This is a genomic window from Herbiconiux liangxiaofengii (assembly GCF_041927335.1).
Lineage (GTDB): Bacteria > Actinomycetota > Actinomycetes > Actinomycetales > Microbacteriaceae > Herbiconiux > Herbiconiux liangxiaofengii.
This window is the reverse complement of record NZ_JBHFHD010000001.1, coordinates 64,095-88,297: the sequence shown is the minus strand read 5'-3', so window position 1 is coordinate 88,297 and position 24,203 is coordinate 64,095. Positions and strand designations below refer to the sequence as shown.

17 protein-coding genes and 1 pseudogene are annotated in these 24,203 nt (G+C 70.5%); 7 read left to right on the top strand and 11 right to left on the bottom strand.

Annotated elements, in window-relative coordinates:
* Positions 1-77 precede the first annotated feature (77 nt).
* From ACEXOR_RS00415 to ACEXOR_RS00395, 5 genes are all read right to left on the bottom strand, one after another.
* Positions 78-2,006, bottom strand: a complete 1,929-nt coding sequence (locus tag ACEXOR_RS00415) for a glycoside hydrolase family 35 protein (RefSeq protein WP_374847364.1) — start codon at positions 2,004-2,006, stop codon at positions 78-80.
* The gene (gene arfA / locus ACEXOR_RS00410; RefSeq protein WP_374847363.1) at positions 1,999-3,591 is read right to left on the bottom strand and encodes an arabinosylfuranosidase ArfA; all 1,593 of its coding nucleotides are present in this window, start codon (positions 3,589-3,591) and stop codon (positions 1,999-2,001) included. The genes ACEXOR_RS00415 and arfA overlap by 8 nt, the downstream gene beginning before the upstream one ends.
* Positions 3,592-3,747: 156 nt before the next feature.
* On the bottom strand, positions 3,748-5,100 hold the full coding sequence (locus tag ACEXOR_RS00405; RefSeq protein ID WP_374847361.1) for an ABC transporter substrate-binding protein: 1,353 nt from the start codon (positions 5,098-5,100) through the stop codon (positions 3,748-3,750).
* 68 nt (positions 5,101-5,168) lie between these two features.
* Positions 5,169-5,978: a carbohydrate ABC transporter permease gene (locus ACEXOR_RS00400; protein ID WP_374847462.1), complete on the bottom strand. Its 810-nt coding sequence runs from the start codon at positions 5,976-5,978 to the stop codon at positions 5,169-5,171.
* A gap of 157 nt (positions 5,979-6,135) precedes the next feature.
* Positions 6,136-7,044: a carbohydrate ABC transporter permease gene (locus ACEXOR_RS00395; protein WP_374847359.1), complete on the bottom strand. Its 909-nt coding sequence runs from the start codon at positions 7,042-7,044 to the stop codon at positions 6,136-6,138.
* A 128-nt stretch (positions 7,045-7,172) separates the two neighbouring features.
* Here ACEXOR_RS00395 and ACEXOR_RS00390 point away from each other — a divergent pair, with 128 nt between their 5' ends.
* Together ACEXOR_RS00390 and ACEXOR_RS00385 are read left to right on the top strand one after the other, a co-directional pair.
* Positions 7,173-8,219 (top strand): LacI family DNA-binding transcriptional regulator, encoded by a 1,047-nt coding sequence (locus ACEXOR_RS00390; RefSeq protein ID WP_374847358.1) that lies wholly within the window; start codon positions 7,173-7,175, stop codon positions 8,217-8,219.
* Between the two features lie 61 nt (positions 8,220-8,280).
* Positions 8,281-8,775 (top strand): annotated as a pseudogene (locus ACEXOR_RS00385) (TetR/AcrR family transcriptional regulator); the annotation flags it as partial.
* A 111-nt stretch (positions 8,776-8,886) separates the two neighbouring features.
* Here ACEXOR_RS00385 and ACEXOR_RS00380 read toward each other — a convergent pair.
* Positions 8,887-12,816, bottom strand: coding sequence for an Ig-like domain-containing protein (locus ACEXOR_RS00380; protein ID WP_374847357.1), 3,930 nt, complete (start codon positions 12,814-12,816; stop codon positions 8,887-8,889).
* A gap of 105 nt (positions 12,817-12,921) precedes the next feature.
* Positions 12,922-13,461, bottom strand: coding sequence for a GNAT family N-acetyltransferase (locus ACEXOR_RS00375; protein WP_374847356.1), 540 nt, complete (start codon positions 13,459-13,461; stop codon positions 12,922-12,924).
* Positions 13,462-13,514: 53 nt separating this feature from the next.
* Between ACEXOR_RS00375 and ACEXOR_RS00370 the strand changes: the two genes are divergently transcribed.
* Both ACEXOR_RS00370 and ACEXOR_RS00365 read left to right on the top strand, forming a co-directional pair.
* The gene (locus ACEXOR_RS00370; RefSeq protein ID WP_374847355.1) at positions 13,515-14,084 is read left to right on the top strand and encodes a helix-turn-helix domain-containing protein; all 570 of its coding nucleotides are present in this window, start codon (positions 13,515-13,517) and stop codon (positions 14,082-14,084) included.
* A 79-nt stretch (positions 14,085-14,163) separates the two neighbouring features.
* Positions 14,164-14,778 carry a GNAT family N-acetyltransferase gene (locus ACEXOR_RS00365; RefSeq protein WP_374847354.1) on the top strand — a complete coding sequence of 205 codons (615 nt, stop codon included), beginning with the start codon at positions 14,164-14,166 and terminating at the stop codon, positions 14,776-14,778.
* Positions 14,779-14,920: 142 nt separating this feature from the next.
* Here the strand turns inward: ACEXOR_RS00365 and ACEXOR_RS00360 are convergent, their stop codons facing one another.
* The 4 genes from ACEXOR_RS00360 to ACEXOR_RS00345 form a co-directional block, all read right to left on the bottom strand.
* Complete coding sequence (locus tag ACEXOR_RS00360) at positions 14,921-15,412, bottom strand: heme-binding protein (RefSeq protein ID WP_374847353.1); 492 nt, start codon at positions 15,410-15,412, stop codon at positions 14,921-14,923.
* Positions 15,409-16,458, bottom strand: coding sequence for a lipoate-protein ligase LplAB (gene lplAB / locus ACEXOR_RS00355; RefSeq protein ID WP_374847352.1), 1,050 nt, complete (start codon positions 16,456-16,458; stop codon positions 15,409-15,411). Before lplAB ends, ACEXOR_RS00360 begins: the two co-directional genes overlap by 4 nt.
* A 114-nt stretch (positions 16,459-16,572) precedes the next feature.
* On the bottom strand, positions 16,573-17,235 hold the full coding sequence (locus ACEXOR_RS00350) for a response regulator (RefSeq protein WP_374847351.1): 663 nt from the start codon (positions 17,233-17,235) through the stop codon (positions 16,573-16,575).
* Positions 17,232-18,977: a sensor histidine kinase gene (locus ACEXOR_RS00345; RefSeq protein WP_374847350.1), complete on the bottom strand. Its 1,746-nt coding sequence runs from the start codon at positions 18,975-18,977 to the stop codon at positions 17,232-17,234. Before ACEXOR_RS00345 ends, ACEXOR_RS00350 begins: the two co-directional genes overlap by 4 nt.
* Before the next feature lie 144 nt (positions 18,978-19,121).
* Between ACEXOR_RS00345 and ACEXOR_RS00340 the strand changes: the two genes are divergently transcribed.
* From ACEXOR_RS00340 to ACEXOR_RS00330, 3 genes are all read left to right on the top strand, one after another.
* Positions 19,122-20,633: a CitMHS family transporter gene (locus ACEXOR_RS00340; RefSeq protein ID WP_374847348.1), complete on the top strand. Its 1,512-nt coding sequence runs from the start codon at positions 19,122-19,124 to the stop codon at positions 20,631-20,633.
* Between the two features lie 71 nt (positions 20,634-20,704).
* Positions 20,705-21,451 carry an HAD family hydrolase gene (locus ACEXOR_RS00335; protein ID WP_374847346.1) on the top strand — a complete coding sequence of 249 codons (747 nt, stop codon included), beginning with the start codon at positions 20,705-20,707 and terminating at the stop codon, positions 21,449-21,451.
* Between the two features lie 136 nt (positions 21,452-21,587).
* Complete coding sequence (locus tag ACEXOR_RS00330; RefSeq protein ID WP_374847345.1) at positions 21,588-24,191, top strand: glycoside hydrolase family 65 protein; 2,604 nt, start codon at positions 21,588-21,590, stop codon at positions 24,189-24,191.
* Positions 24,192-24,203: the final 12 nt, after the last annotated feature.

The window sequence follows — 24,203 nt, the reverse complement described above, 5'->3', positions numbered from 1 at the left end:
AACACCAGATCCGTCACTTTTGGCCCCAAAACCGCGCGTTTGGGGCCAAAAGTGACGGATCTGGGGTGAGCCCGGGGTCAGAAGTCGGTGTGACCGAGGTCGGGGGCCGGCGCGAACGTGGCCGTCGCCGCGGCGGCGTGCAGCTCGAACACCACGAGGGTGTTGCCCGTGGCCCTGAGCACCGGCGCCGGCACGATGAGCGTGTGCTGCGGCCCGCGCGACCAGTACCGGCCGAGGTTGAACCCGTTCACCCACACCACGCCCTTGCCCCAGTCGCGGGTGTCGAGGTAGAGGTCGGCACCGGTGTCGACGTCGAACGTGGCGTACCCGAAGGCCGGGCCCGCCAGCGCCGACGGTGCCGGCACACGAGATCCGGATGCCGAGCCGTTCACGGGGTCGGCAGGCGCCTGGCGTGCGTGAGCCGCCTCCGCCAGCAGCCCGGTGAGGGCCGAGATGTCGTCGAGCTGCAGCGGCAGCACGTCCCACCCCAGCACCGGCGACCCGTCGAGGCACACGGTGCCGATCAGCCCCTTGGGCTCGCCGATCCGGGGGCCGTAGTCGACCCGGCCCTGGTTTTCCACGAGAATGTCGAGCGTTCCGCGCGCCCCGGCCGGCAGGGCGATGCGCCGGTCGTGGTGATCGCGGGCGAGTACGCCCACGGGGTCGCCGTTCAGCAGCACGAGCGCGCGGTCGCGCACCTCGCCGAACGAGAGCACGGAAGACCCGGGCGCCGTTCCATCGAGCTCGGTGCGGTAGAGCGCGAAGCCCGTGAAGTGCCCGAGGGCGTCCATGGTCGGCGCCTCCGAGCGGTGCACCCAGGTGCCGAGCGCATCGGTCACCGACAGCAGGGGCAGCGAGGCCGACATCGGAACCCGGAAGGCCGGGGCCGCGGCCGCGGACGACGCGGCATCCGGGGCCGGAACCGCGGCAGGCGCATCCGGGATCGACGGGTTGTACCGGGCGAGAACCTCCCGGAAGGCCCAGTACTTCGCGGTCGGCCGCCCGGCCTCGTCGAGCGGGGCGTCGTAGTCGTAGCTCGTGACGATGGGCTGGTAGACGCCCTTGTCGTTGGCGCCGTTGGTGAAGCCGAAGTTGGTGCCGCCGTGGAACATGTAGATGTTCACCGAGGCCCCGGCCGCCAGCAGGTCGTCGAGGTCGCCCGCCGACTGCTCGGTGGAGGTGGTGTGATGGTGGGCGCCCCAGTAGTCGAACCAGCCGTCCCAGAACTCGCTGCACATCAGCGGCCCGGTGGGCTGGTGCTCGCGCAGCGTGGCGAGCCGCTCGGTGGAGCGGGAGCCGAACGAGCCGGTCTTGTGCAGGGTCGGCAGGCTGCCGTTCTCGAGCATCTCGGCCGTGGGCTGGTCGACCGTGGTGAACGGAACGGTGAGGCCGATGCCCCGGTTCATGGTCACGAGCTTCTCGAGGTACACCGGGTCGGAGCCGTAGGCGCCGTACTCGTTCTCGATCTGCACCAGGATGACGGGCCCGCCGCGGTCGATCTGCCGCGGCACGAGCACGGGAGCGAGCTGCTCGAAGTACTTCTGCACGGCCGCGAGGTACTGAGGTTCGTCGCGGCGCACACCCACGGTTTCGCTGGTGAAGAGCCAGGCGGGCAGCCCGCCGTTGTCCCACTCGGCGCAGATGTAGGGCCCGGGGCGCACGATGGCGTGCATGCCCTCGGCGGCCACGTCGTCGAGGAACCGGCCGAGGTCGAGGCCGCCGCTGAGGTCGAACTCGCCCTCGCGCGGGGCGTGGGCGTTCCAGGCCACGTAGGTCTCGATGGTGTTCAGGCCCATCTCGCGGGCCTTTCGGATGCGGTCGCGCCAGAGATCGGGGTGCACGCGGAAGTAGTGCAGCGCCCCCGAGAGGATGCAGAACGGCTCGCCGTCGAGCTCGAAGTCGACGGGCCCGATGGCGAAGCGCGAGGCCGGCGCCCCCGGCGAGGCCGGCGCCCCGGGTTCCCCCGGCGCGGCCGAGTCGGAGGACGGCACGGTGAACTCAGACATTCGTCTGCTCCTTGACGGTCGGCGAGCCCGAAGGCCCGAGCACCACGACCGACCACGACAGGGCCGGCAGGGTGGCGGTGAGAACGATCGAATCGCCGCGGGCTTCCAGGCCCACCCCGTCGAGGGCCGTCAGACCCACGGGCTGCGACAGGGCGTCGTTCACGGTGTGACGGTCGCCTCCCTCGGGCGTGCGCAGCGTCTCGGCACTCTGCACCGAATAGGGCGCGTGCACCGAGAGAACGGATGCGCCCGGAACCGCGATCCCCACCTCGAGCGAGGCGTCGTCGTCGAGCGAGCGGTTGGTCACGAACAGCACCACCGTGCCGTCGTCGGCCACGGTCGCGACCGCGTCGACGAGGGGGGCCTCGCCGTGCGCGGCGGTGACGACCGCGGGCGCGTCGACCACCGTCTGCACGACGCGCCCGCGGGCGAGCGCAGCGGTGCGCTGGAAGGGGAAGAAGGTGGTCTGGCGCCAGGCCGGCGCATCCGGCTCGGCGCGGATGGGGGCGATCACGTTCACGAGCTGCGCGAGGTTGGCCATCGAGACGCGGTCGCTGTGGCGCAGCAACGAGACCAGCAGAGACCCGACAACCACCGCATCCGTCACCGAGTAGGCGTCTTCGATGAGTCGCGGGTGCTCGGGCCAGTCGCCGTTCAGTACCCGGGGCTTGTCGATGTCGTTCCAGCGGCGCTGGTACCACACGTTCCACTCGTCGACGCTGATGCCCACCGGATGCGCGGAGCCCGGCCCGGCGCCCGCCTCGTCGATGACGGCGGCCACCTGCTCGATGTACCGGTCGAACGCGGTGCCCGAGGCGAGGAAGCTCCGGGCGTCGCCCTCGACCTCCTCGTAGTAGGCGTGCAGCGAGATGTGGTCGACGAGGCCGACCGTGTGACGGAGCACCGTGCGCTCCCACTCGCCGAAGGTCGGCATCTCGGCGTTCGACGACCCGGCCGCCACCAGCTCGACGGTGGGGTCGGTGAACTTCATCAGCCGGGCGGTCTCGGCCGCCAGCCGGCCGTACTCGTCGGCCGTCTTGTGGCCGATCTGCCACGGCCCGTCGACCTCGTTGCCGAGGCACCAGAGCCGGATGCCGAAGGGCTTCTCGGCGCCGTTCGCCCGGCGGTCGTCGGAGAGCCGCGTGCCCGACGGGTGGTTGGCGTACTCGAGCACGTCGGCCGCGTCGGCGATGCCACGCGTGCCGAGGTTCACGGCGTACATCAGCTCGAGCCCGGCGTCGCGCGCCCACTCGGCGAACTCGTGCAGGCCGATGCGGTTGGTCTCGATGCTGTGCCAGGCGGCGTCCAGGCGCACCGGGCGTTCGTCGACCGGGCCCACGCCGTCTTCCCAGCGGTAGCCAGAGACGAAGTTGCCACCGGGGTAGCGCACGGTGGTGGCGCCGAGCTCGCGCACGAGGTCGAGCACGTCGCGGCGGAATCCACGGTCGTCGGCTGCGGGGTGCCCCGGCTCGTAGATGCCCTGGTAGACGCTGCGCCCCATGTGCTCGACGAAGGTGCCGAACAGGCGGCGCGGTACCGCACCGATCTCGGTGCCGGCATCGATCTCGACTCGGGCCTTGAACACGCTCAGGTGCCTTTCACGATCATCGAGTTGCGCCGAATCGCCCTCCGGGGGGCTCTGAAGGGGCGATTCGGCGCAACTCGGCGGGAGGGGCGGCCCGGCAGGGCCGCCCCGGGGTGGAGCGGGGTGGAGCAGGGGTGGAGCAGGGGTGGAGCGGGGTTACTTGACGGTGAAGCCCTGCTGGTTGCCGTAGTCGACCAGCTGCTCCTGCCAGGTCTCCAGACCGGCATTCAGGTCGCTCTTGCCCTCGTAGGCCTGGCCGACGGTGTCACCGAAGATGCTGTTGGCGTACACCTGGTAGGGCAGGTAGTGCCATCCGGTGGGCACGTTCTTCGACGCGTCGACGAGCACCTCGTTGATCTTCTGGCCGCCGAAGTACTCGGGAGCCTCGGCGAGGAACTCGGGCGACTCGAGGTCGGCCGTGGTGGACGGGAATCCGCCCGACTCCAGGAACACCTTGATCGACTCGGGGTCGGAGTTCAGCCACTTCAGGAAGCCCGCGGCCAGCGCCGGGTTCTTCGACTGCTTCAGCACCACCTGGCCGCCGCCGCCGTTCTCGGCGGTCACCGGGGTGCCGTCGTAGGTGGGCATGGGGGCCACGCGCCAGTCGCCGGAGGCGTCGGCGACCGACGACTCGAGCACGCCGGGCATCCAGGCACCGGTCAGCAGCGTCGCGATGCTGCCGTCGCCGAGACCCTTGTACCACTCGTCGTTCCAGGCCGGGGTGGTGGAGAGCAGGCCGCCCTCGTTGAGCTTGTCCCAGGTGTCGGCCCACTTCTTCGAGCCGTCGTCCTGCAGGTTGATCGACACGTCGGTGCCCTCGGCCGTGAACGGCTGGCCGCCGGCCTGCCAGATCATGCTCGTGGCGAAACCGGCGTCTCCGGTGTCGGCGGTGATGTACTTCGACGGGTCGGCCGCGTGCAGCTTCTCGGCGGCGGCGATGTACTCGTCGTAGGTCTTCGGCACCTCGATGCCGAACTGGTCGAACACCGTCTTGTTGTAGAACATGGCCATGGGGCCCGAGTCCTGGGGCAGGCCGTAGATCTTGCCGTCGAACGAGACCGAGCTCCACGGGCCGGAGCTGTAGTTGCTCTCGAGGTCGCCGAAGCCGTAGGAGCTCAGATCGACCAGGGAGTCGGAGAGCGCGAACTGCGGGATGGCGTAGTACTCGACCTGCGCGACATCCGGAGCGCCGGAGCCGGCGGTGATGGCGTTCTGCAGCTTGGTGTACTCGTCTTTGTTGGTGCCGGCGTTGACGAGCTTGACGTCGACGTTCGGGTAGGCCTTCTCGAAGGCGGCGACCTGGGCCTCGCCCGAGGGGGTCCAGCTCCAGTAGGTGAGCTCGCCGCCCTTCTCCAGTGCGGCCTCGATGTCGTCGGCCGAGCCGGCAGCGCCCGAACCGCCGTCGCCGGAGCCCGAGGAGCAGGCGGCGAGGGCGAGGCCCAGGGTGAGGGTGGTGGCTGTGGCGAGGGCGACACGACGCAGTGTCTTCCTCCGCGAGGTGGTGCTCATTGGGGTTCCTTTCGAACTTCTTCGTTGTGCAGGGGTGGGGGTGGGGTCGTCCAGCGGTGCAGGGGTCGTCACTGCTTGACGCTTCCGGCGCTCAGGCCCGATTGCCAGAAGCGCTGGAGGAACAGGAAGGCGATCACGATCGGCACGATGGTGAGGAGCGCACCGGTGATCACCAGGTTGTAGATGGGCTGGGCCGCGACGCCCGAGGCCTGCGCGCTCCACTGGCTGAGGCCGACGGTGAGCGGGTACCAGGTGGGCTCGCTGAGCATGATGAGCGGCAGGAAGTAGTTGTTCCAGGTGGCCACGATGGCGAACAGCAGCACCGTCACGATGCCGGGGGCGAGCAGCCGCAGCGAGATCGTGAAGAAGGTGCGCGCCTCGCTGGCTCCATCCATCCTGGCGGCCTCGAGCACCTCGGTGGGCACCGCGTCGACCGCGAAGTTCCAGATCAGGTAGAGGCCGAACGGGCTGATCAGCGAGGGCAGGATGACGGCCCACGGGGTGTTCGTGAGCCCCAGCTGGCTGAACATCAGGAAGGTGGGCACCGCCAGAGCCGTGCCCGGGATGGCGACGGCTCCCAGCACCACGGCGAATACCGCGCGCCGGCCCGGGAAGTTGTACTTGGCCAGGCCGTAGCCGGCCACCGTCGCCAGGAAGGTCGCGCCTCCCGCGCCCACCACCACGTAGAGCAGCGTGTTGCCGAACCACTGCACGAAGATGCCGTCGCGGTAGGTGAGCGTGTCGACGATGTTCTGCCAGAGGTTGAAGTCACTGCCGAACCAGAGGCCGAAGCTGGAGAACAGGTCGCCCTGGTCTTTGGTGGCGTTGACGACGAGCCAGATCAGCGGCACCACCGAGTAGATGACGAACAGGGCCATCACGATCGTGAGCACGATCGACTTGCGCTGGCGGGGCGCCTTGGACGGGCGCACGTAGGCGGGGCGGCGCGACCGGCGGGGCTTCTGCGAGGTGGCAGAGGAGGACGAGCCTGCGCCCGTGGGGCCGGCGGGCACGGAGTCGGTGACGGCGCTCAACTCAACGCACCTCCTGTCGGGAACCGCGCAACTGCACGATGTAGGCGATGACCGCGGTGATGATGCCCATCACGATGGCGACGGTGGCCGAGTAGTTGAACTGCTGCCCGGCGAAGGAGAGGTTGTAGGCGTACATGTTGGGTGTGAAGTAGCTCGAGATCACGTTGGGCGCCAGGTTCTTCAGCAGGTTCGGCTCGTTGAACAGCTGGAACGAGCCGATGATCGAGAACACCGTGGCGATCACGATCGAGCCGCGCAGCGCCGGCAGCTTGATGCCCGATATGATGCGGAACTGGCCCGCTCCGTCGAGCTCGGCCGCCTCGTAGAGCTCGCCCGGGATGACCTTGAGCGCGGCGTAGAAGATGAGCATGTTGTAGCCCAGGAACTCCCACGTGACGATGTTGCCGATGGAGGCGAGCACCCACTCCGAGCTGAACGGCTGCAGCAGCTCGAACCCGACGAGGTCGTTGATGGAGCCGGAGAGGCCGAACTGGTTGCCGTACATGAAGCCCCAGATCAGGGCGGCCACGACGCCGGGAACGGCGTAGGGAAGGAAGATCGCGATGCGGAAGAACGCGGTGCCGTGCAGCCGCGCGCTGTCGATGGCGAGGGCCGCGCCGAGCGAGAGGGCGAGCATGATCGGCACCTGCACCACCAGGAACAGGGCCACCCGGAAGAACGACTCCCAGAACTTCGAGTCCTGGAACAGCTGCACGTAGTTGCCGAGGCCCACGAAGCCCGATCCGCCCACCAGCTGCTGACGGAACAGCGACAGCACGATCGCGTAGACCACCGGAGCCACCAGCACGGCGAGGAAGACGATCATGAACGGGGCCACGAACCCCCAGCCGCGCCAGTCGCGCCGTGTGCGTCGCGCCGGGCGTGCCCTGGCTGCTGTCGCTGACGTCATCGTCGTTGTCCTTTTCGATCGGGTGAGCTCGAGTTGACGGATGTTTGCGTCAACATGAACGGCATGAGCATAACATGTTGACGTAACCATGCAAGCGTTGGCGGGCATCCGCTGAAATTGGGGAGACGATGACCGACACGCTCGAGACCGGAGGGCGGCAGCGCCGCGCGCCGTCCATGGCCGACGTGGCCCAGCACGCCGGGGTGTCGTCGCAGACGGTGTCGCGGGTGTCGAACGGCCTCAGCAACGTCGACGAGTCCACCCGCGACCGCGTGCTCGAGTCGATGCGCGCCCTCGGCTACCGCCCCAACGGCGCCGCCCGGGCCCTCAAGCGCGGCCGTTTCAACAGCATCGGCGTGATCATGTTCACCCTCGCCACCCTCGGCAACATGCGCACCCTCGACGCCATCGCCACCGAGGCGGCCAAGGCCGACTACTCGGTCACGCTCATCCCCCTCGCCGACCAGACGCTCGGCGCCGTGTCGGGCGCCTACCGCCGACTCAACGACCAGGCGGTCGACGGCGTGGTGATCGTGTTCGAGGCGCACCTGCTCGACCGCGGCGAGATCACGCTGCCACCTGGTCTTCCGGTGGTGGTCGTCGACTCCAACGCGAGCTCCGGATACGCGGTCGTCGACAACGACCAGATCGAGGGCGCGCGGCTCGCCACCCAGCACCTGCTCGACCTCGGGCACCGCACCGTGCATCACATCGCGGGGCCGACCACCTCGTTCTCGGCGATGCACCGGGTGGACTCGTGGCGCGACACGCTGCGGGCATCCGGCATCGAACCGCCCGAGGTGCGCCACGGCGACTGGTCGACCGAGTCGGGCTACCAGATCGCGCTCTCGCTCGGGGTCGACCCCGACGTCACGGCCGTGTTCGCCGCCAACGACCAGATGGCGCTCGGCGCGATGCGGGCGCTGCACGAGCTGGGCCGGGACATCCCGGGCGAGGTGAGCGTGGTGGGCTTCGACGACATGGAGGAGGCGCACTCGTTCTGGCCGCCCCTCACCACCGTGCGGCAGGACTTCCACTCGGTGGGCCGGCTCGCGATGGAGCGGCTGCTCGCCCAGATCGACGCGGCGGGCGACCCGGCGGCCGACGGCGGACTCACCACGGTGCCGACCGAGCTGATCGTGCGCGACTCCACGGGAGCCCCGCCGGCCCGCTGATCGGCCTCCGGTACGCCGGCCGCTCGGGCCGTGTACACCGTACGTACGGCATAGTCGAGGGATGAGATCGAGCTCTCGCACCGACATCCTCGAGGCCGCTCTGCGGGTGGTCGACGCGGAGGGCGGCGCCGACATCACCTACCAGACGGTGGCCACCGAGGCCGGCCTCACCAAGGCCGGCCTGATGTACCACTTCCCCAGCAAAGACGCGCTGATGGTGGCCGTGATCGAGCACGTCATCGAGCGCTGGCAGGGTGAGCTGCAGGCCGCGCTCGAGGTTCCGCTGCCGGAGTCCACCCTCGCCCAACGGGTGGCCGCGTTCGTCGACTTCGCCACCGAGGGCGGCGCCTCCGCCGGGGAGTTCGTGGTGTTCTCCGAGGCGGTGCGGCGGCCGGAGCTGTCGGCACCGTGGCTGGCGTACCTGCAGGAGTGGTTCGACTTCGGGGCCGCGGGTTCGGGGGGCTCGGCGGGTTCGGGCGGGGCCGACGCGGCGGGCGCCGGGCTGCTCGCGGCCTGGTCGGCGGCCAACGGTCTCTGGATCGCCGAGTCCACCGGCATCCTGCAGCTCTCCCCCGCCCAGCGCCACGCGGTGCGGGCGCAACTCTCTGCCCTCGTCGCGGGGTCCACCTCACCCCCGGCCTCCACCGACCCTTGCGGGGGCGTGTGGTCAGGACGTGCGGGCGAAGAGGCGTCGCAGGCCGAGCGTGAGGCCGCCCAGCAGGAGCACCAGGGCGAGGGCCGCGAGGCCGCGAGGGTCGAGACCCGTCGCCGCCAGGCCGGCCGGGGTCGACGCCCCGCCCGAGCCCGTCGAACCCGAACCCGTGCCGCTCCCCGAGCCGCCGCCGTCACCCGGACCGCCGGGCCCCGGGTCCACGGGCGGCGCCGGCGGCACGATCGCCGCCTGCACGCCCACCGCGGCCGAGACCGCCGTGCCCGAACGGAAGCCGGCAGCTCCGGCCGTCACGCGGGCCGACACCTCCCGGCCGGCGTCATCCGGCACCGGCGTGTACGACGGGCCCGTCGCCCCGGCGATCGGCGACCCGTCGCGCAACCACTCCACCGTGGCGCCGGCCGCGGCCGAGGCCGGGTCGGCCGTCACCACCACGGCGAGCGGCGAACCCACGCGGTACGCGCCCTCGATCTGGGTGCCCGACAGCACGGCGCTCACCGCCACCGTGCGGTCGAACCGCACGGTGTACGCGGTGCTCGAGACGCCGTCGGGCGCCGTCACCGTGACGGTGGCGGTGGCGCCGTTCGCCTCGGTGGCCGGGTCGACGACGACGGTCGCAGCCGTGTCGATCGGGAACGCCGCCGGAACCGGCAGTCGTGAGCCCGTGATCGGCACCACGTACGAGGTGACCGCCGGGTCGAACCCGTCGACCGTCGTGCCGTCGACGGCCAGCCGCGCGAGGCCCGAGACCGTCGACACCCCGGGAGCCGCGGCGTAGATCTCCACCTCAGACACGATCATGTGCGTGTTCGCCTTGGCGGTGAGCTGGGCGCGCACGGCCGAGGCGCGCACGCCGCCGAGCGCCACCTCGAGCACCGGTGCCGCCCCGTTCGGCGACACCACGGCCACGGGTGAACCGGGTGCTGCCACCCAGGCGCCCTCCGGCGTGCGGTACTCCACCGTCACCGAGGTGGGCCAGCTCTCCGACGAACCGTCCTTGAAGAAGCGCAGCGTCACCCCGTCGACGGTCTTCACCGAACCGAGGTCGTAGCTCAGGGTGTCGGATGCGCGCTTCGCGCCGCCCACCCAGTTCGACCAGCCCTTGTCGTCGAGCACCCGGTTGCGGGTGGCGTCGACGCTGTAACCCGGTTCGGTGAAGGTGGCCGAGGCCGTCGTCGCCGCATCCGGAGCGATGTTCGCCGACACCGGCTCGGTGACGATGAGCGACAGCGTGGCCGGCAGCGGAGCGGCGGCCGGGTCGTTCGACTGAGCCTCGCCGGGAACGGTCACGACACCCGGGGCGGCGAGGTCGGCATCGGTGAGGGGCGAGAAGTCCCACGTGACGGCGGCGTCGTAACTCGTGCTGCTGGCACCGATGCGAGCGGGCACGGTGGCCGGGGCCACCGCCTCGACGTCGGCGGCCGACGCCCCCGCGTAGGTGGTGAGCGACACCGGATCGGTGGCGGTGAACCCGCCCACCTCCACGGTCGCCGTGGCGTTGGTGAAGGCGGTGCCGAACGCATCCGTTCCCGAACCCGTCACGGTCACGGTGCCGGGCACGTTCCAGTCGATGCCCTCGGTGTTCCAGGTCACCGGCACCGCGATGCCGGCACCCGAGGCGTACACCGGCGTCACCGTGGCGGGCAGCGTCGGCGCGACGCCGGCCACCGTGTTCACGGCCACGGGCTCGAAGCCCTGCAGGGCGGTGTCGCGGAAGCTCCACGCCTGGTTCGCCCCGTTGTTCGACTGGTACACGTTCACCGGTGCGCCCTCGGCGGTCGACTGACCTGGCACCTCCAGCGCCGTGGCCAGCTGGGCGTTCACGAGCGACCAGGATGCGCCGGTCGACGTGGTGAGGATCCACTGGCTCGAGCGGTCTGCCGCGGCCTGCTCGGCCGTCTGGTCGCGCAGCACCACCCCGGCGGAGGAGGCACCGAGCACCTGACCGTTCGCCTCACGGAAGACGTACCGCTCGGAGTTCGACGAGCCGTCGGTGAGCTTGTCGACCGTCCAGAGGCGGCTCGACGCGTTCTCCGCGGTGGTGGTGGTGATGGTGGCGCCCGGGGCGGTGCCCGCGGCGACGGCGGTGTTCGGCGTGAGCGCCTTGCCGCTCTGCGTGCCCACGAGCTGGTAGGTCGCGCCGTCACGGAGCGGCACTGCGGCGTCGGCCACTCCGCTGACGCCCGACACCACGAACGTCGACACCGAACGGGCCGGCACCGTCACCGTGGCGGTCTTCGCCGCGGCGTCGACCGCCACGGCCGTTCCCTCGACGAGGGCGTTCTTGGTCACGTCGTCGGCGGGCGACTCGGTGGTGACGATCGGGGTGAGGGTCGCGCCCGCGGCGATCTGCCCGAACTTCGACAGGTCGACGGTGATGGTCTGCTCGGAGGTCGACGGGTTGGAGTGCACCAGCGTGACGCCGCTGCCGTCGCCCTTCAGCGCGGTGGTCGTCTGCGCATCCGTCGACGGGATGATGTGGTCGCCCGGGCGGATGTAGTGGGTGAAGTTGCGGATGGTGTTGTACTTCGCGTTGGTCTCGACCTTGCAGCTCGGGTCGGCGTCGCCGTCGGCCAGGCGCCGCACCGAGTCGCCGTCGGCGTTGCAGTCGAAGTCGATCTGCACGCTGCCCCAGTTGAGCTTCTCGACCTTCTCCATGTTGTACGCGTCCTCGACCGGCTGCCAGAGCACCCAGGCGCTCGGCTCGAGCTCACGCAGGTCGTCGGTGATTCGGGCCGCGACGCCGAGGCCGTTGGCCATGTTGGTCTGGTTGTTCACGCCAGAGCCGTCCCAGTCGCCCTCGATCTCGCTCATCCAGAGCGGCTTGTCGGCCGCCTTGGCGATGTCGCGGGCGTAGGGGCGGCCACCGGTGCCGTAGGTGTGCACGTTGAGCTGGGCCACGTCGGCCTTGGCCTCGTCGCTCCAGGTGTTCCAGTTCTGCGCGAACAGGCCCGGGTTGGTCTCGTCCATGGCCGAGATGACGGCGTCGGTGGTGGTGGTGTCCTCGGCGAGTTCGGCCGCGAGGGCCTTGATCACCTGATCCTGAACCTGGGGGCCGATGTGGGCGCCCTCCTGACCGCCCTGGCGGGGCCATCCGGTGTTCTGGTCGATGTTCGTGCCCCAGTAGTTCGTGTTGGGCTCGTTGAACGGGTCGACGGTGTCGAAGGTGATGCCCTCCTGCTGCTCCACCGACTCGACCACCGTCTTGAGGTACGCCACGTAGTCGCCGACGGCCTCGGGCTTCAGCTGCTCGGCGCTCGAGTCGAAGCCGCCCGACACGTAGCCGCTCTCGGTCATGAAGTAGGGCGGGGAGTTGGCGAAGGCCTCCCACTTGGTGATCGTGTCCTTCAGCTGCGACACCCACCAGCGCTGGGTCTCGTCGGCCGAGAAGTCGTAGCTCGCCGGGTCGTCGGGGTTCCAGGCGGCGGCGTAGCGGTCGCGGTCGGCGTAGTCGGAGGTGATGGGGCCCTGGGCGTCGCTCGCCTGCAGGTCGGGGTTCCACCAGCCGTCGACCGCCGCGCCCTGGCGCAGGTACGGCGGCACGTCGGAGGCGTTGCCGCCGCCGATGTTGTACCGGGCGATGTTGAGGTTCAGGCCGTCTTCGCCGAACACCTTGTCGAACAGGTCCTGCCGCACGTCGGCGGGGTAGTCGCCGGTGGCGTTCGCGAACCACACCAGGCTCGTGCCCCAGCCCTCGAAGGCCTGGTTCTGGTAGGCGGGGTTGGGGGTGATGGTGAGGGGGGTGCCGGTTGCTGCTGCTGCGGCTGCTTCTGCTTTTGCTTTTGCGGCGGCCTCCGTCGCTCCGGATGCGGCCTGAGCGGGGGCCGGCGAGGCGACGGCGGGGCCCGCTGCGAGGGCGGATGCGCCGAGCAGCAGGGCGAGAGAGCCCGCGAGCGCCCCCGATCGGGCACGTGACGACAGTGTCATGGGCGTGGAGCCTTTCCTTCATTGGAGAGCCTGTTTGCGTGAACATCATGACATCTGTCGAGATGGTGACGCAAACATTTCCGTCAGGAGCGACGTTCGCGGGGCTCAGACGATCTCGTCGGGTGCCACCGCACGGTCGGCACCCGGCGCCAGATCGAGCTGCGACCACGCGACATCCCACCACGCCCCGCCCTTCCAGCCGATCTCGCGGTACACCCCCACCGGCTCGAACCCGAAGTGCTCGTGCAGCCGGTCGCTCGCCGGGTTCGGCTGGGTGACGCCGGCGATCGCGCGCCGGTAGCCGCGCTCGCGCAGCACGTCGAGCAGTTGCGCGTAGAGCGCCCGGCCCCCACCCGTGCCGCGCCGGTCGGCGGCGAGGTAGACGCTCACCTCGCAGCTCCAGCGATAGGCCGCGCGGGCATGGAAGGTGCCCCCGTAGGCGTAGCCCACCACGCGACCGGCCTCTTCGAGCACGAGCCAGGCGTGCCGGTCGGACGCCCTCGCGATCCGCGCGGTCATCTCCTCCGCCGACGGGGGGTCTGTCTCGAAGGTGATCGGCGTCTCGAGCACGTAGTGCGCGTAGATCGCCGCGCACGCCGCGCCGTCGTCGCCGGTAGCGGGGCGGATGATTCGCTCGTCGGTCATGATCGCATAGTAGTCAGATCGGGTATCATCGTGTCAACCAAGGAGGTTTCCTGATGGAACTGCTGGCCGACGCCATCGCCCGCACCGTTCGATCCGCCCGCACCGAACGGGGCCTGAGCCCGGCGCAGCTCGCCGACGCCTCCGGGGTCTCGCGGGCCATGATCTCGAAGATCGAACGCGGCGACGCCCAGCCCACCGCCGCACTGCTGTCACGGCTGGCGAACTCGCTCGGCCTCACCCTCTCGGAGCTCATCGCCCGCGCCGAAGGGCCCGCGTCGCGGCTCGTCCGCCGCGCGCAGCAGGCGGTCTACACCGACCCCGAGACGGGGTACTCGCGCCGCGCGGTCTCCCCCGGCGCCTCGGCGGCGGTCGAGCTGATCGAGGTCACCCTGCCGCCCGGGGCCAAGGTGGCCAGCCCCGCCGAGTCGTACCGGTTCATCGACCAGCAGATCTGGATGCTCGAAGGTGAGCTCGTGTTCCGCGAGGGCGAGGAGCTGCACCGACTCACCGCGGGCGACTGCCTGCAGCTCGGCCCGCCGCAGGACTGCGTGTTCGCCAACCACAGCGACTCCCCCTGCCGCTACCTCGTGGCGCTGAGCAAGCTCCCCGCCGCCCGCCGCTGACGGTCAGGCTCTGTCCAGTTTGCTTTACCGTACGTACGGTAAAGTTCGAATGACGAGACCCGTACCCGAGAGGCCGCCCATGTTCACCATCGCCCCCGCATCCCCTGCCGACCTGCCCGCGGCGAGCGCCGCCCTGGCCTCCGCCTTCGAGCACGACACGGTGATGGGCACCCTCACCCGGGGAGCGGATGCGCGTGGTCGCCTCGAACTGCTGTTCCTCGCCCTCACCCGCTCGGGCGGGCTCACGGCCGGTCGCCTCGACCTGGCCCGGCGCGACAGCGACGGGCTCATCCTGGGCGCCGCCATCTGGGAGGCGCCGGGCCATCGCGCCTCGCTCCTGGCCCAGGCGCGGCAGCTGCCCGCGTTCCTCCGGGCCCTCGGCGCGCGCGGCCTGCTGGCCGCCGCCCGCGTGCAGTCCACGCTGGCCGAGCACCGCCCCGCCGAACCGCACTGGTACCTGGCCCAGATCGGTGTCACCGCCGAGGCCCGTGGTGCCGGAGTGGGCTCAGCGCTGCTGGACCGCCGGCTGACGCAGATCGACCTCGCCGGAGAGGCCGCCTACCTCGAGTCGTCGAACGAGCGCAACCGCGCCCTCTACCGCCGCCACGGCTTCACGTCGATCGGCCAGGTGCACGGCATCCCGGATGCGCGGCCCGCCGCCATGTGGCGCCGCCCGCAGCCCCTCCCCCACTGAACACCCCACCCCACCCCCCTACCCTCACCCCAGATCCGTCACTTTTGGCCCCAAACGGCGCGTTATAGGGCCAAAAGTGACGGATCTGGTCTTCCGCGGCGCTCGGCGGGGATCCGGCCAGGCGACAGCGAGGACGCGGGCGTCAGCGCGCGAGGTACGCCGCGAGTGCGTCGGCCGCGAGCTGGTGATCGACCACGTCGGGCTCACCCGACGCCGTGATCGTGCCCACGAGTTCGCCTCGCACGAAGAGCGGGATCGAACCGCCATGGGCACGCATCACCGCGTGGTCGACCCCGGGCTCGTCGACCTCCTCGAAGCGGGTGCCCGCCGCCTCGTGTCGACGCCGCACGAGCAGCGATGGCACGAGGAAGTAGCGGGCGACGGCAGACTTCCCGGCCAGCCAGAAGTCGTTCTCGGGCCCGGTGGCGCCGAGTTTGGAACGGAACACGAGGTCGTCCTCCAGCACGATGTCGACCGCGAGGTCGAGGCCCCGCTCGCGCACCAGGCCCGCCGCGAGAACACCGAGGTCGAGGGCATCCGTCTTCTCGAAGCGTTCCACGTCGAAGCGCGGTGCCGCCTCGAGGGCGTCCACCGTGAACACGGGCAGGTCGGGGCTGTCGGCGGCGATGCTCACGGAACCCGCCCGATCCACTCGGGGGTCGCGAATTTGGTGCGCACCAGCTCCTCAGCGGTGGCCCGCTCCTCGAGCGTGATCTCGGAGGGCGTCGCACCGTAGAGACCGGTGAACGTGGCGATCAGCCGGTCGATGATCTCGGCACGCGAGAGCCCGGTCTGGCTGCGCAGCGGGTCGACCCGCTTGGCGGCCGAGGTGGTGCCCTTGTCGCTCATCTTCTCGCGGCCGATGCGCAGCACCTGCGTCATCTTCTCGCCATCCATGTCGTAGCTCATCGTGGCGTGGTGCAGCACCGCCCCGTTGCCGAGCCGCTTCTGCGCGGCGCCGCCGATCTTGCCCTTGGCCGAGGTGATGTCGTTCAGCGGCTGATAGAACGCCTCGATGCCGAGCGACTTCAGCGCCGTGATCACCCATTCGTCGAGGAAGGCGTAGGAGTCGGCGAAGCTCATGCCCTGCACGAGAGCTGCCGGCGCGTAGATGGAGTAGGTGACCACCGAGTTCGCATCCATGAACATCGCCCCGCCGCCCGAGATGCGGCGAACGATCTCGAACCCGTACTTCGACGCGTTCTCGGGGTCGACCTCGTTCTTCAGCGACTGGAAGCTGCCGATCACCACGGCGGGCTCGTTCCACTCCCAGATGCGCAGCGTGGGCTTGCGGCGTCCCTCGCCCACCTCGTTCGTGAGCACCTCGTCCAGCGCCAGCTGCATCTGCGGGCTCTCCGCGCCGGTGTGGATGAGCTGCCACTCGTACGCGTCCCAGCTGGTCGCCCGCGCGAGCGAGCGACGGATGGCCACGGCCACCGCTTCGGGCGTGAACCCGAGAAGCACCGCGCCCTCGGGGAGCGCGCCCCGCACTGCTGCCGCGATGGTGGCCGCGTCACTGTCGGCCGGCAGCCCGTTCACCGCCGCGTCGATCAGCGGCAGCGCGTCATCCGGCTCGAGAAAGAAATCCCCGGCCAGCCGGAAGTTCTGGATGCGCCCGTCGACCTCGTCGAGGTCGACCACCACGAGTTTTCCCCCTGGCACCTTGTACTCACCATGCATTCCCTCAGCGTAGCCCCGGCACCCCTGCGTTCAGTCGCAGAAAGTCGTCTTCACGGGGCCCTGAGGACGAGTTTTAGCGACGCAACCGTGGGGTCACGAGGGTGGTGAAAGGGGTCACGAGCGGGCGGGGCGGTAGCGGTGCTCGGGGCGCCCGGTGCTGCCGTAACGCAGCTCGACCACCAGAGAGCCCTCGTGCGCCAGCGCCGACAGGTAGCGCTGCGCCGTCGCGCGCGAGATGCCGAGCTGTGCGGCGACCACGGGTGCCGAGAGGGCATCCGTGGTCGCGGCGAGCGCCTCGAGCACCGACTGCTCGGTGGGCGAGCGCCGCGCCGCGGCGTCGCGCTGCGCCGAGCGATGCAGCACCCGGCGGGCGCGGTCGATGGTCTCCTGGTCGAGCTCGGGCTGCGCGTCGAGCAGGTTGCGGTAGCGGGTGTAGCCGCGCAGCACCTCGGCGAGCTCCTCGTCGGCGAACGGCTTCACGAGGTAGGCGATGGCCCCGCGCTGGAACGAGGTGCGCACGGCCGCCGCCGTCACGGCCGCGCTCAGCACCACGGCGTCGACGTCGTAGCCGCGCACGAGGTCGAGCCCCGAGCCGTCGGGCAGGTAGATGTCGGCCAGCAGCAGATCGGGGCGCGCGGTCTCGATCGCGGTCTTGGCCTCGGCCACCGTGCCCGCGGTCGCCACCACGCTGTAGCCGCCCGTCGCCTCCACGATCCGCGTGTGCAGCCTCGCCACGCGGAAGTCGTCGTCGACGATCACCACCCGCAACCCGGTCACAGGCCGTCCTCCTTCTCGAACTGGTCATGCAGTTCGGCGCAGAACACCGCGCCGTGGTCGGATGCACCGGCCATCGCGAGCCACAGCCGCCCGCCGTGCCTGCGGGCCACGTCGGCCGAGAGCCGCAGGCCGATGCCGTGGCCGTGAACGGCTCCGGCCGGGCCGTCTGCGCCCGGTCCGGCGGGCGACGGATGCGCGCCGCCCGCGGAGTCCCCGCGCGAACCGGCGGCCCCGTCGCCCGAGTCCATCACCGAGAGGTGCAGCTCGCCGCCGTGCCGCAGCACCTCCACCTCCACCCACCTCGGCGTGCGCGCCGATCTGGCCGCCGCGTCGATGCCGTTGTCGACGAGGTTGCCGAGCACCGTCGTCACGTCCTCCGGGTGCACGAGCGACCCCACCACGTCGGCGTCGGGCCCCACCCGCAGCGACACCCCGCGCGCCTCGGCCTCCGCCGCCTTCGCGCCGAGGAACGCCTGCAGGTAGGGCTCCCGCACCAGTTGCGCGTTCTGCACCGGGAACCGCACCGGCCCGTGCCCCGCCACCTGGTCGAGGTACTCCAGCGCCTGATCGACGTCGCCCGCCCGCACCAGCCCCGACACCACGTGGATGCGGTTCGCGAACTCGTGCCGCTGCTCCCGCAACGCGCCCGCGAGCGTGCCCACCGCACTCAGCCGTCGCGTGAGCTCCTCCACGTCGGTGACATCGCGCACGATCACCACGCGCCCGAGCGAGCGCCCCTCGCGCCGCACCTCGTGCACGTCGACGTACAGCAGGTGCCCGTGTACGAGCAGCGGCTCCCCCAACGCCGCCGCGCCGAGGTCGCCGTCGCGGGATGCCGCACCCCCGCCGCCCGGCCCCACCCGCGACCGCACCCCGGCATCCGCAACCACCTCGTCGAACGCCCGGCCCACCGCACCGGGCAACCGGATGCCGAGCAGCTCCGCCGCCCGGTCGTTGCACACCGTCACCACCCCGTCGGGCGAGAGCCCCACCACTCCGTCGTCGACTCCCTGCAGCACCGCCTGCTGATCCTGCACGAGGCTGCGCAGCTCCTCGGGCTCCAGGCCCAGGGTCGCCAACCGCAGCCGCCGGGTGATGAATGCGGCGAGTAGCACGCCGATTCCGAGCGCGAGCACGGTCGACAGGCCCACCGGCAGCGCATCCGTCAGCACCGTCGACCACACCTCGGTCGGCGGCAGCCCCACGCTCACCTCGCCCACCACCCGGGCCGGGTCGGCGACCCCGAAGATCGGCACCTTCGCGCGCGCCGAGTCGCCCAGCGTGCCGCGCTCCCAGCTCACCGTCTCCTGCCCGGCGAGCGCCGCCTCCGGGCTCGTCGACACGGGGTCGCCGATCTCGTCGTCGTTCGGATGCGCGAGCCTGCGCCCCGTGTCGTCGGTCACCACCACGAACAGGGCGCCGGTGCGGTCCTCCACCGAGCGCGCGTAGTCGTCGACCGTTCCGGCCACCAGCTCGGCATCCGTCGACGGGGTCGGCCGGTTCGACTCGGCCTCGGCCACTGCACGCACCGACGGGGTCTCGGCCACGCTCTGCGCCACCCGCAACGCCGACTCCTGCGTCTGCTGCACCAGCCGGTTGAAGCCAGTGAGGGCGAACAGCGCCACGGTCACGAGCGACACGAGCACCATCGCCGCCACGATCGAGCGGAACACCAGCGCCGTGAACGGAACCGATCGCGACAGAGCGTGCCCGCGCATCCGTCGTCGCAGCCTCGTCGCCATGCCGGAATGCTAACCCGGGCCGCCGGGCCACCGTGAGCAGAATGCGCAGAACGCGCTCAATGCGCTCTTCGCGGCAAATGCGCAGTAGCGCGCGCCGCCACCGGCCGCTTTCTAGCCTTGCCGCAACAGACGAAGGAGTCTCTCGTGCTCGTACTACTCGGATTCGGCATGGTCGCCACGTTCATGGTGCTCATCATGACCAAGCGCATGACCCCGGTGCTCGCCCTGATCATCGTGCCCACCATCTTCGGCCTCTTCGCCGGCGCGGGCCTCGGCATCGGCGACATGGCGCTCGACGCGATCGGCGGGCTGGCGCCCACGGCGGCGCTGCTGATGTTCGCCATCATCTACTTCGGCCTGATGATCGACGTGGGGCTGTTCGACCCGCTCGTGCGCATCATCCTGCGCATCGTGGGCCACGACCCGGTGAAGGTGGTCGTGGGCACGGCGATCCTCGCGGCGGTGATCTCGCTCGACGGCGACGGATCGACCACGTTCATCGTGGTCACGAGCGCCCTGCTGCCGATCTACCTGCGCCTGGGGCTCAGCCCGGTGGTGCTCACCTGCGTGGCGGGGCTCGCCAACGGCACCATGAACATCCTGCCCTGGGGCGGACCGACGGCCCGCGCCGCCGCCGCGCTCGACCTCTCGCCGAGCGACGTGTTCGTGCCGATGATCCCCTCGATGCTCGCCGGTCTCGCCGTCATCTTCCTGTTCTCGTGGCATCTCGGCCTGATGGAGCGCAAGCGTCTCGGGGCCATCGGGCTGCCCGGCGACACCGACCCCTCCACGAGCCGCTCGGGCGGGACTCCGGATGCCCGTTCCGGCCGCTCCGGCCGAGCCCCGGTGTCGTTCTTCCGACGTGGCGGCGCCGCCGCGGCCGGCGTCGGGGGCCGCGGCGCCGGCACGCCCGCTGGCGCCCGCCCGCCCACCGCCACCCAGGTGGAGCGCATCTCCACCGGCGCGCTGCAGGCCATGGTGAACCCCGCCGACACGGCGATGGCCGACACCATGCTCGACCCGAACCGCCCCACCCTGCGGCCCAAGCTGTTCTGGTTCAACCTGGTGCTCACGGTGGCCGTGATGGTGCTGCTCGTGGCCGACGTGCTGCCGCTGGCCTACGTGTTCATGGCCGGCAGCGCCATCGCCATCCTGGTGAACTTCCCGCGTGTCTCGCAGCAGGCCGAGCGCATCGTGGCGCACGCGCCGTCGATCGTGGGCGTGGTGTCGATGGTGCTCGCGGCCGGGGTACTGATCGGGGTGCTCGAGGGCACCGGCATGGTCGACGCGATGGCGGCCTGGGTGGCGGGTTCCATCCCGCAGCAGCTGGGGGCGTTCTCGGCGGTGATCACGGGTCTGCTGAGCATCCCGATGACGTTCTTCCTGTCCAACGACGCGTTCTACTTCGGCATCCTCCCGGTGCTCTCCGAGAGCGCAGCGTCGTTCGGCGTCAGCCCGGTCGACATGGCCCGCGCCTCGATCACCGGCCAGGTCGTGCACATGCAGAGCCCGCTCGTGCCCGCCATCCTGCTGCTGGTCTCGCTCGCCGGGGTGAACCTCGGCGACCACCACAAGAAGGTGCTCTGGCGCGCGGTGGTGGTGGCGCTGGTGATGCTCGTGGTGGGCGTGGTCGTGGGCGCCATCGGCCTCGGCTGAGGCGGATGCCGGGCCTGAGATCGAAACACGGCGATTACACGGTGTTCACGTCGAGCGCGTACCGTTTGAGCATGACCGATACCGCCGTTCGCGATCAGACGCGCATCATCAGCGCGAAAGCGTTCCTGTTCGACCTCGACGGGGTGCTCACCCCCACCGTCGACGTGCACATGCGCGCCTGGGCGAGACTCTTCACGCCCTACCTCGAGGCCCACGGCTCGGCTCCCTACACCGACGACGACTACTACCTCTACATCGACGGCAAGCCGCGCTTCGACGGCGTGAAGTCGTTGCTGGACTCCCGCGGCCTGTCGCTGCCCGACGGGTCGCCGGACGACCCGGCCGGCGAGTCGACCGTGTGGGCCCTCGGCAACCGCAAGAACGACGCCTTCGCCGAGGCCCTGCGGATCGACGGCATCGAGCCCTACCCGGGATCGGCCGTGATGCTCGACCGCGCCATCGCCGCCGGCTACGAGGTGGCCGTGGTGTCGAGCTCGCGCAACGCCGAGGCCGTGCTCGTGACGGCCGGCATCCGCAACCGCTTCTCGGTGATCGTCGACGGCATGGTGGCGGCGGCGGAGGGCATCTCGGGCAAACCCGCGCCCGACACCTACCAGCGAGCGGCCGAGCTGCTCGGCCTGTCGACGACCGACTGCATCGTGGTGGAAGACGCCCACTCGGGTGTGCAGGCCGGCCGTGACGGCGATTTCGCCCTTGTCATCGGTGTCAATCGGGGGGTGGGCGCCCAGGAGCTGCTCGACTCCGGCGCCGACATGGTGGTCGACGACCTCGACGAACTGCTGCCCGACCTCCGCTGACACACAGCGTCGCCTTCTCGCGATTTTCTCCACAGGCTCACCCCGGGCATCCGCTGTTCGCTAGCATCGAGCGACCCCGCATCACCCCGCCCCGCACCACCCTCGTGGCCCCGCCCACCCATCGAGAAAGCCACCGATGAATCCCATCGCCTCCGACCCGCTCGACCGCAGCCAGTTCCCGCTCGACGAGTGGGCCCTCACCGAGGCCGAGTTCAACCTCGCCACCCAGGGCCGCACCGAGACGCTGTTCGCCGTGGCCAACGGCTACCTCGGCATGCGCGGCAACTTCGAGGAGGGCCACAAGGCCCACGCCGAGGGCACCTTCATCAACGGCTTCCACGACACCTGGCAGATCAGGCACGCCGAAGAGGCGTACGGCTTCGCCCGCGTGGGGCAGACGATCGTGAACGCTCCGGATGCGCGGGTCATCCGTCTCTACGTCGACGACGAGCCCTTCGTGGTGGCCGACGCCGACACCATCGAGTACTCGCGAACGCTCGACTTCCGCACCGGCGTGCTCGAGCGCGTGGTGGAGTGGCGCACCCCATCGGGCAAGCGCGTGCTCATCCGCTCGCGCCGTCTGGTGTCGTTCACCGACCGGCACCTCGCTGTGATCGACTACGAGGTCACCATGCTCGACGCCGACGCCTCGGTGCTCATCTCGAGCCAGATCCTCAACCGGCAAGACCGGGTCGACGAGTACACGCCCGTGGCCAACGGTGGCGGCGCCGGCATCGGCGACCCGCGCAAGGCCTCCTCGTTCAGCGAGCGCGTGCTGCACCCCCGCTACAAGTGGGTGCACGAGGGCCGCTACGTGCTGGGCTACCGCACCGCGAACTCGGGCCAGACCCTAGCGGTGGGCGCCGAGCACCACCTCGAGACCGAGAACGAGTGGGACGAGTCGGCCCAGATCGACGACGACATCGCCAAGCAAGTCTACCGGGTGCGCGCCAAGGCCGGAAAGTGCGTGCGGCTGATCAAGACCATCGCGTACCACACCTCCTCCACGGTGCCCACGACCGAGCTGGCCGACCGCGCGAACCGCACGCTCGACCGCATCCGCGAGTCGCCCATCGAAGACGTCTTCGCGCGGCAGGAGGAGTGGCTCGCCGAGTTCTGGCGTCGCTCCGACGTGGTCATCCCGGGCCAGCCGGCGGTGCAGCAGGCCGTGCGCTGGAACATCTTCCAGCTCGCCCAGGCCACCGCCCGCACCGACGGCGGGGGCATCGCGGCCAAGGGCGTCACGGGCTCCGGCTACGGCGGCCACTACTTCTGGGACACGGAGATCTACGTGCTCCCCTTCCTCACCTACACCTCGCCGCAGGTGGCGCGCAACGCGCTGCGCTTCCGGCAGGGCATGCTGCCGGCCGCCCGCGACCGGGCGGTCGAGCTGAACCAGCGCGGCGCGCTGTTCCCGTGGCGCACCATCAACGGCCTCGAGTCGTCGGCCTACTACGCGGCCGGAACGGCGCAGTACCACATCGACGCCGACATCTCCCACGCGCTCTCGCAGTACGTCTCGGCCACCGGAGACGACGACTTCCTGCGCCGCGGAGCCATCGACATCCTGGTGGAGACGGCTCGCATGTGGGCCGATCTCGGGTTCTGGCGCGGGCGCGAGGGCGACCGGGGGCCACGCACCTTCCACATCCACGGCGTCACCGGGCCCGACGAGTACACCACCGTCGTCAACGACAACCTGTTCACCAACGTGATGGCCCGCGCCAACCTCCGCGCCGCCGTGCGCCAGGCCCGCCGCCTGCGGCACGAGTCGCCCGACGACTACGCCACCATGGTGAAGCGCCTCGACCTCACCGAAGACGAGATCGACGAGTGGTCGGATGCGGCGGAGGCCATGCACATCCTCTTCGATGCCGAGCTCGGCATCCACCCCCAAGACGCGCAGTTCCTCGAGAAGGAGCTGTGGGACTTGGAGAACACCCCGGCCTCCAAGCGCCCGCTGCTGCTGCACTTCCACCCGCTGGTGATCTACCGCTTCCAGGTGATCAAGCAGGCCGACGTCGTGCTCGCGCTCTTCCTGCAGGGCGACGAGTTCAGCACCGCCGAGAAGCGCGCCGACTTCGAGTATTACGACGCCCTCACCACCGGCGACTCCACCCTCTCCGCGTCGACCCAGTCGATCATCGCGGCCGAGGTGGGCTACCGCGAGCTCGCGCTCGGCTACTTCCAGGCGGCGCTGTTCGTCGACCTCGGCGATCTGCACCACAACACGGCCGACGGCATCCACGTGGCCTCGACCGGCGGTGTCTGGAGCGCTCTGGCCTTCGGCTTCGGCGGCATGCGCGACTACCTCGGCAAGTTCACCTTCGACCCGCGGCTGCCCGAGGAGTGGAGCCAGATGGTGTTCCACGTCACCATCCACGGCTCGCTGATCGAGGTCGACCTGCGCCAGACGAGCATCACCTTCACGATGCTCGGCGCCTCGGCCCCGGCTCCGGTGGCCGCCCTCGACGCGTCCTCCGCCGCCGGCACCGCTGGCTCCCCGTCCGACGACCTGCGCCCGGTCGAGCTCTGGGTGCGCGGCGAGCGGGTGCTCGTCACCTCAGCGGCCCCGGTCACGGTGCCGCTCTCCGACGACCCGCCCACCATCGAGGGCGCGCCCACCACGTCCGACATCGAAGGAACGGTCCGCGCCGACGGCTCGGTCATCACGGCGTCGATGCCCACCATCGTGTCGCTCGACGACGACCCGGACGGCGCTCTCAACCCCTTCGACTGAGCGGCCGGCAGG

Coding starts and splice junctions, on each gene's coding strand:
- ACEXOR_RS00345 (WP_374847350.1), bottom strand. CDS start 18,977: ATGGCGACGAGGCTGCGACGACGGATGCGCGGGCACGCTCTGTCGCGA.
- ACEXOR_RS00395 (WP_374847359.1), bottom strand. CDS start 7,044: ATGACGTCAGCGACAGCAGCCAGGGCACGCCCGGCGCGACGCACACGG.
- ACEXOR_RS00400 (WP_374847462.1), bottom strand. CDS start 5,978: ATGGCCCTGTTCGTCATCTACTCGGTGGTGCCGCTGATCTGGCTCGTC.
- ACEXOR_RS00405 (WP_374847361.1), bottom strand. CDS start 5,100: ATGAGCACCACCTCGCGGAGGAAGACACTGCGTCGTGTCGCCCTCGCC.
- ACEXOR_RS00335 (WP_374847346.1), top strand. CDS start 20,705: ATGACCGATACCGCCGTTCGCGATCAGACGCGCATCATCAGCGCGAAA.
- lplAB (WP_374847352.1), bottom strand. CDS start 16,458: ATGCATGGTGAGTACAAGGTGCCAGGGGGAAAACTCGTGGTGGTCGAC.
- ACEXOR_RS00415 (WP_374847364.1), bottom strand. CDS start 2,006: ATGTCTGAGTTCACCGTGCCGTCCTCCGACTCGGCCGCGCCGGGGGAA.
- ACEXOR_RS00380 (WP_374847357.1), bottom strand. CDS start 12,816: ATGACACTGTCGTCACGTGCCCGATCGGGGGCGCTCGCGGGCTCTCTC.
- ACEXOR_RS00370 (WP_374847355.1), top strand. CDS start 13,515: ATGGAACTGCTGGCCGACGCCATCGCCCGCACCGTTCGATCCGCCCGC.
- ACEXOR_RS00365 (WP_374847354.1), top strand. CDS start 14,164: ATGTTCACCATCGCCCCCGCATCCCCTGCCGACCTGCCCGCGGCGAGC.
- ACEXOR_RS00330 (WP_374847345.1), top strand. CDS start 21,588: ATGAATCCCATCGCCTCCGACCCGCTCGACCGCAGCCAGTTCCCGCTC.
- ACEXOR_RS00390 (WP_374847358.1), top strand. CDS start 7,173: ATGACCGACACGCTCGAGACCGGAGGGCGGCAGCGCCGCGCGCCGTCC.
- ACEXOR_RS00375 (WP_374847356.1), bottom strand. CDS start 13,461: ATGACCGACGAGCGAATCATCCGCCCCGCTACCGGCGACGACGGCGCG.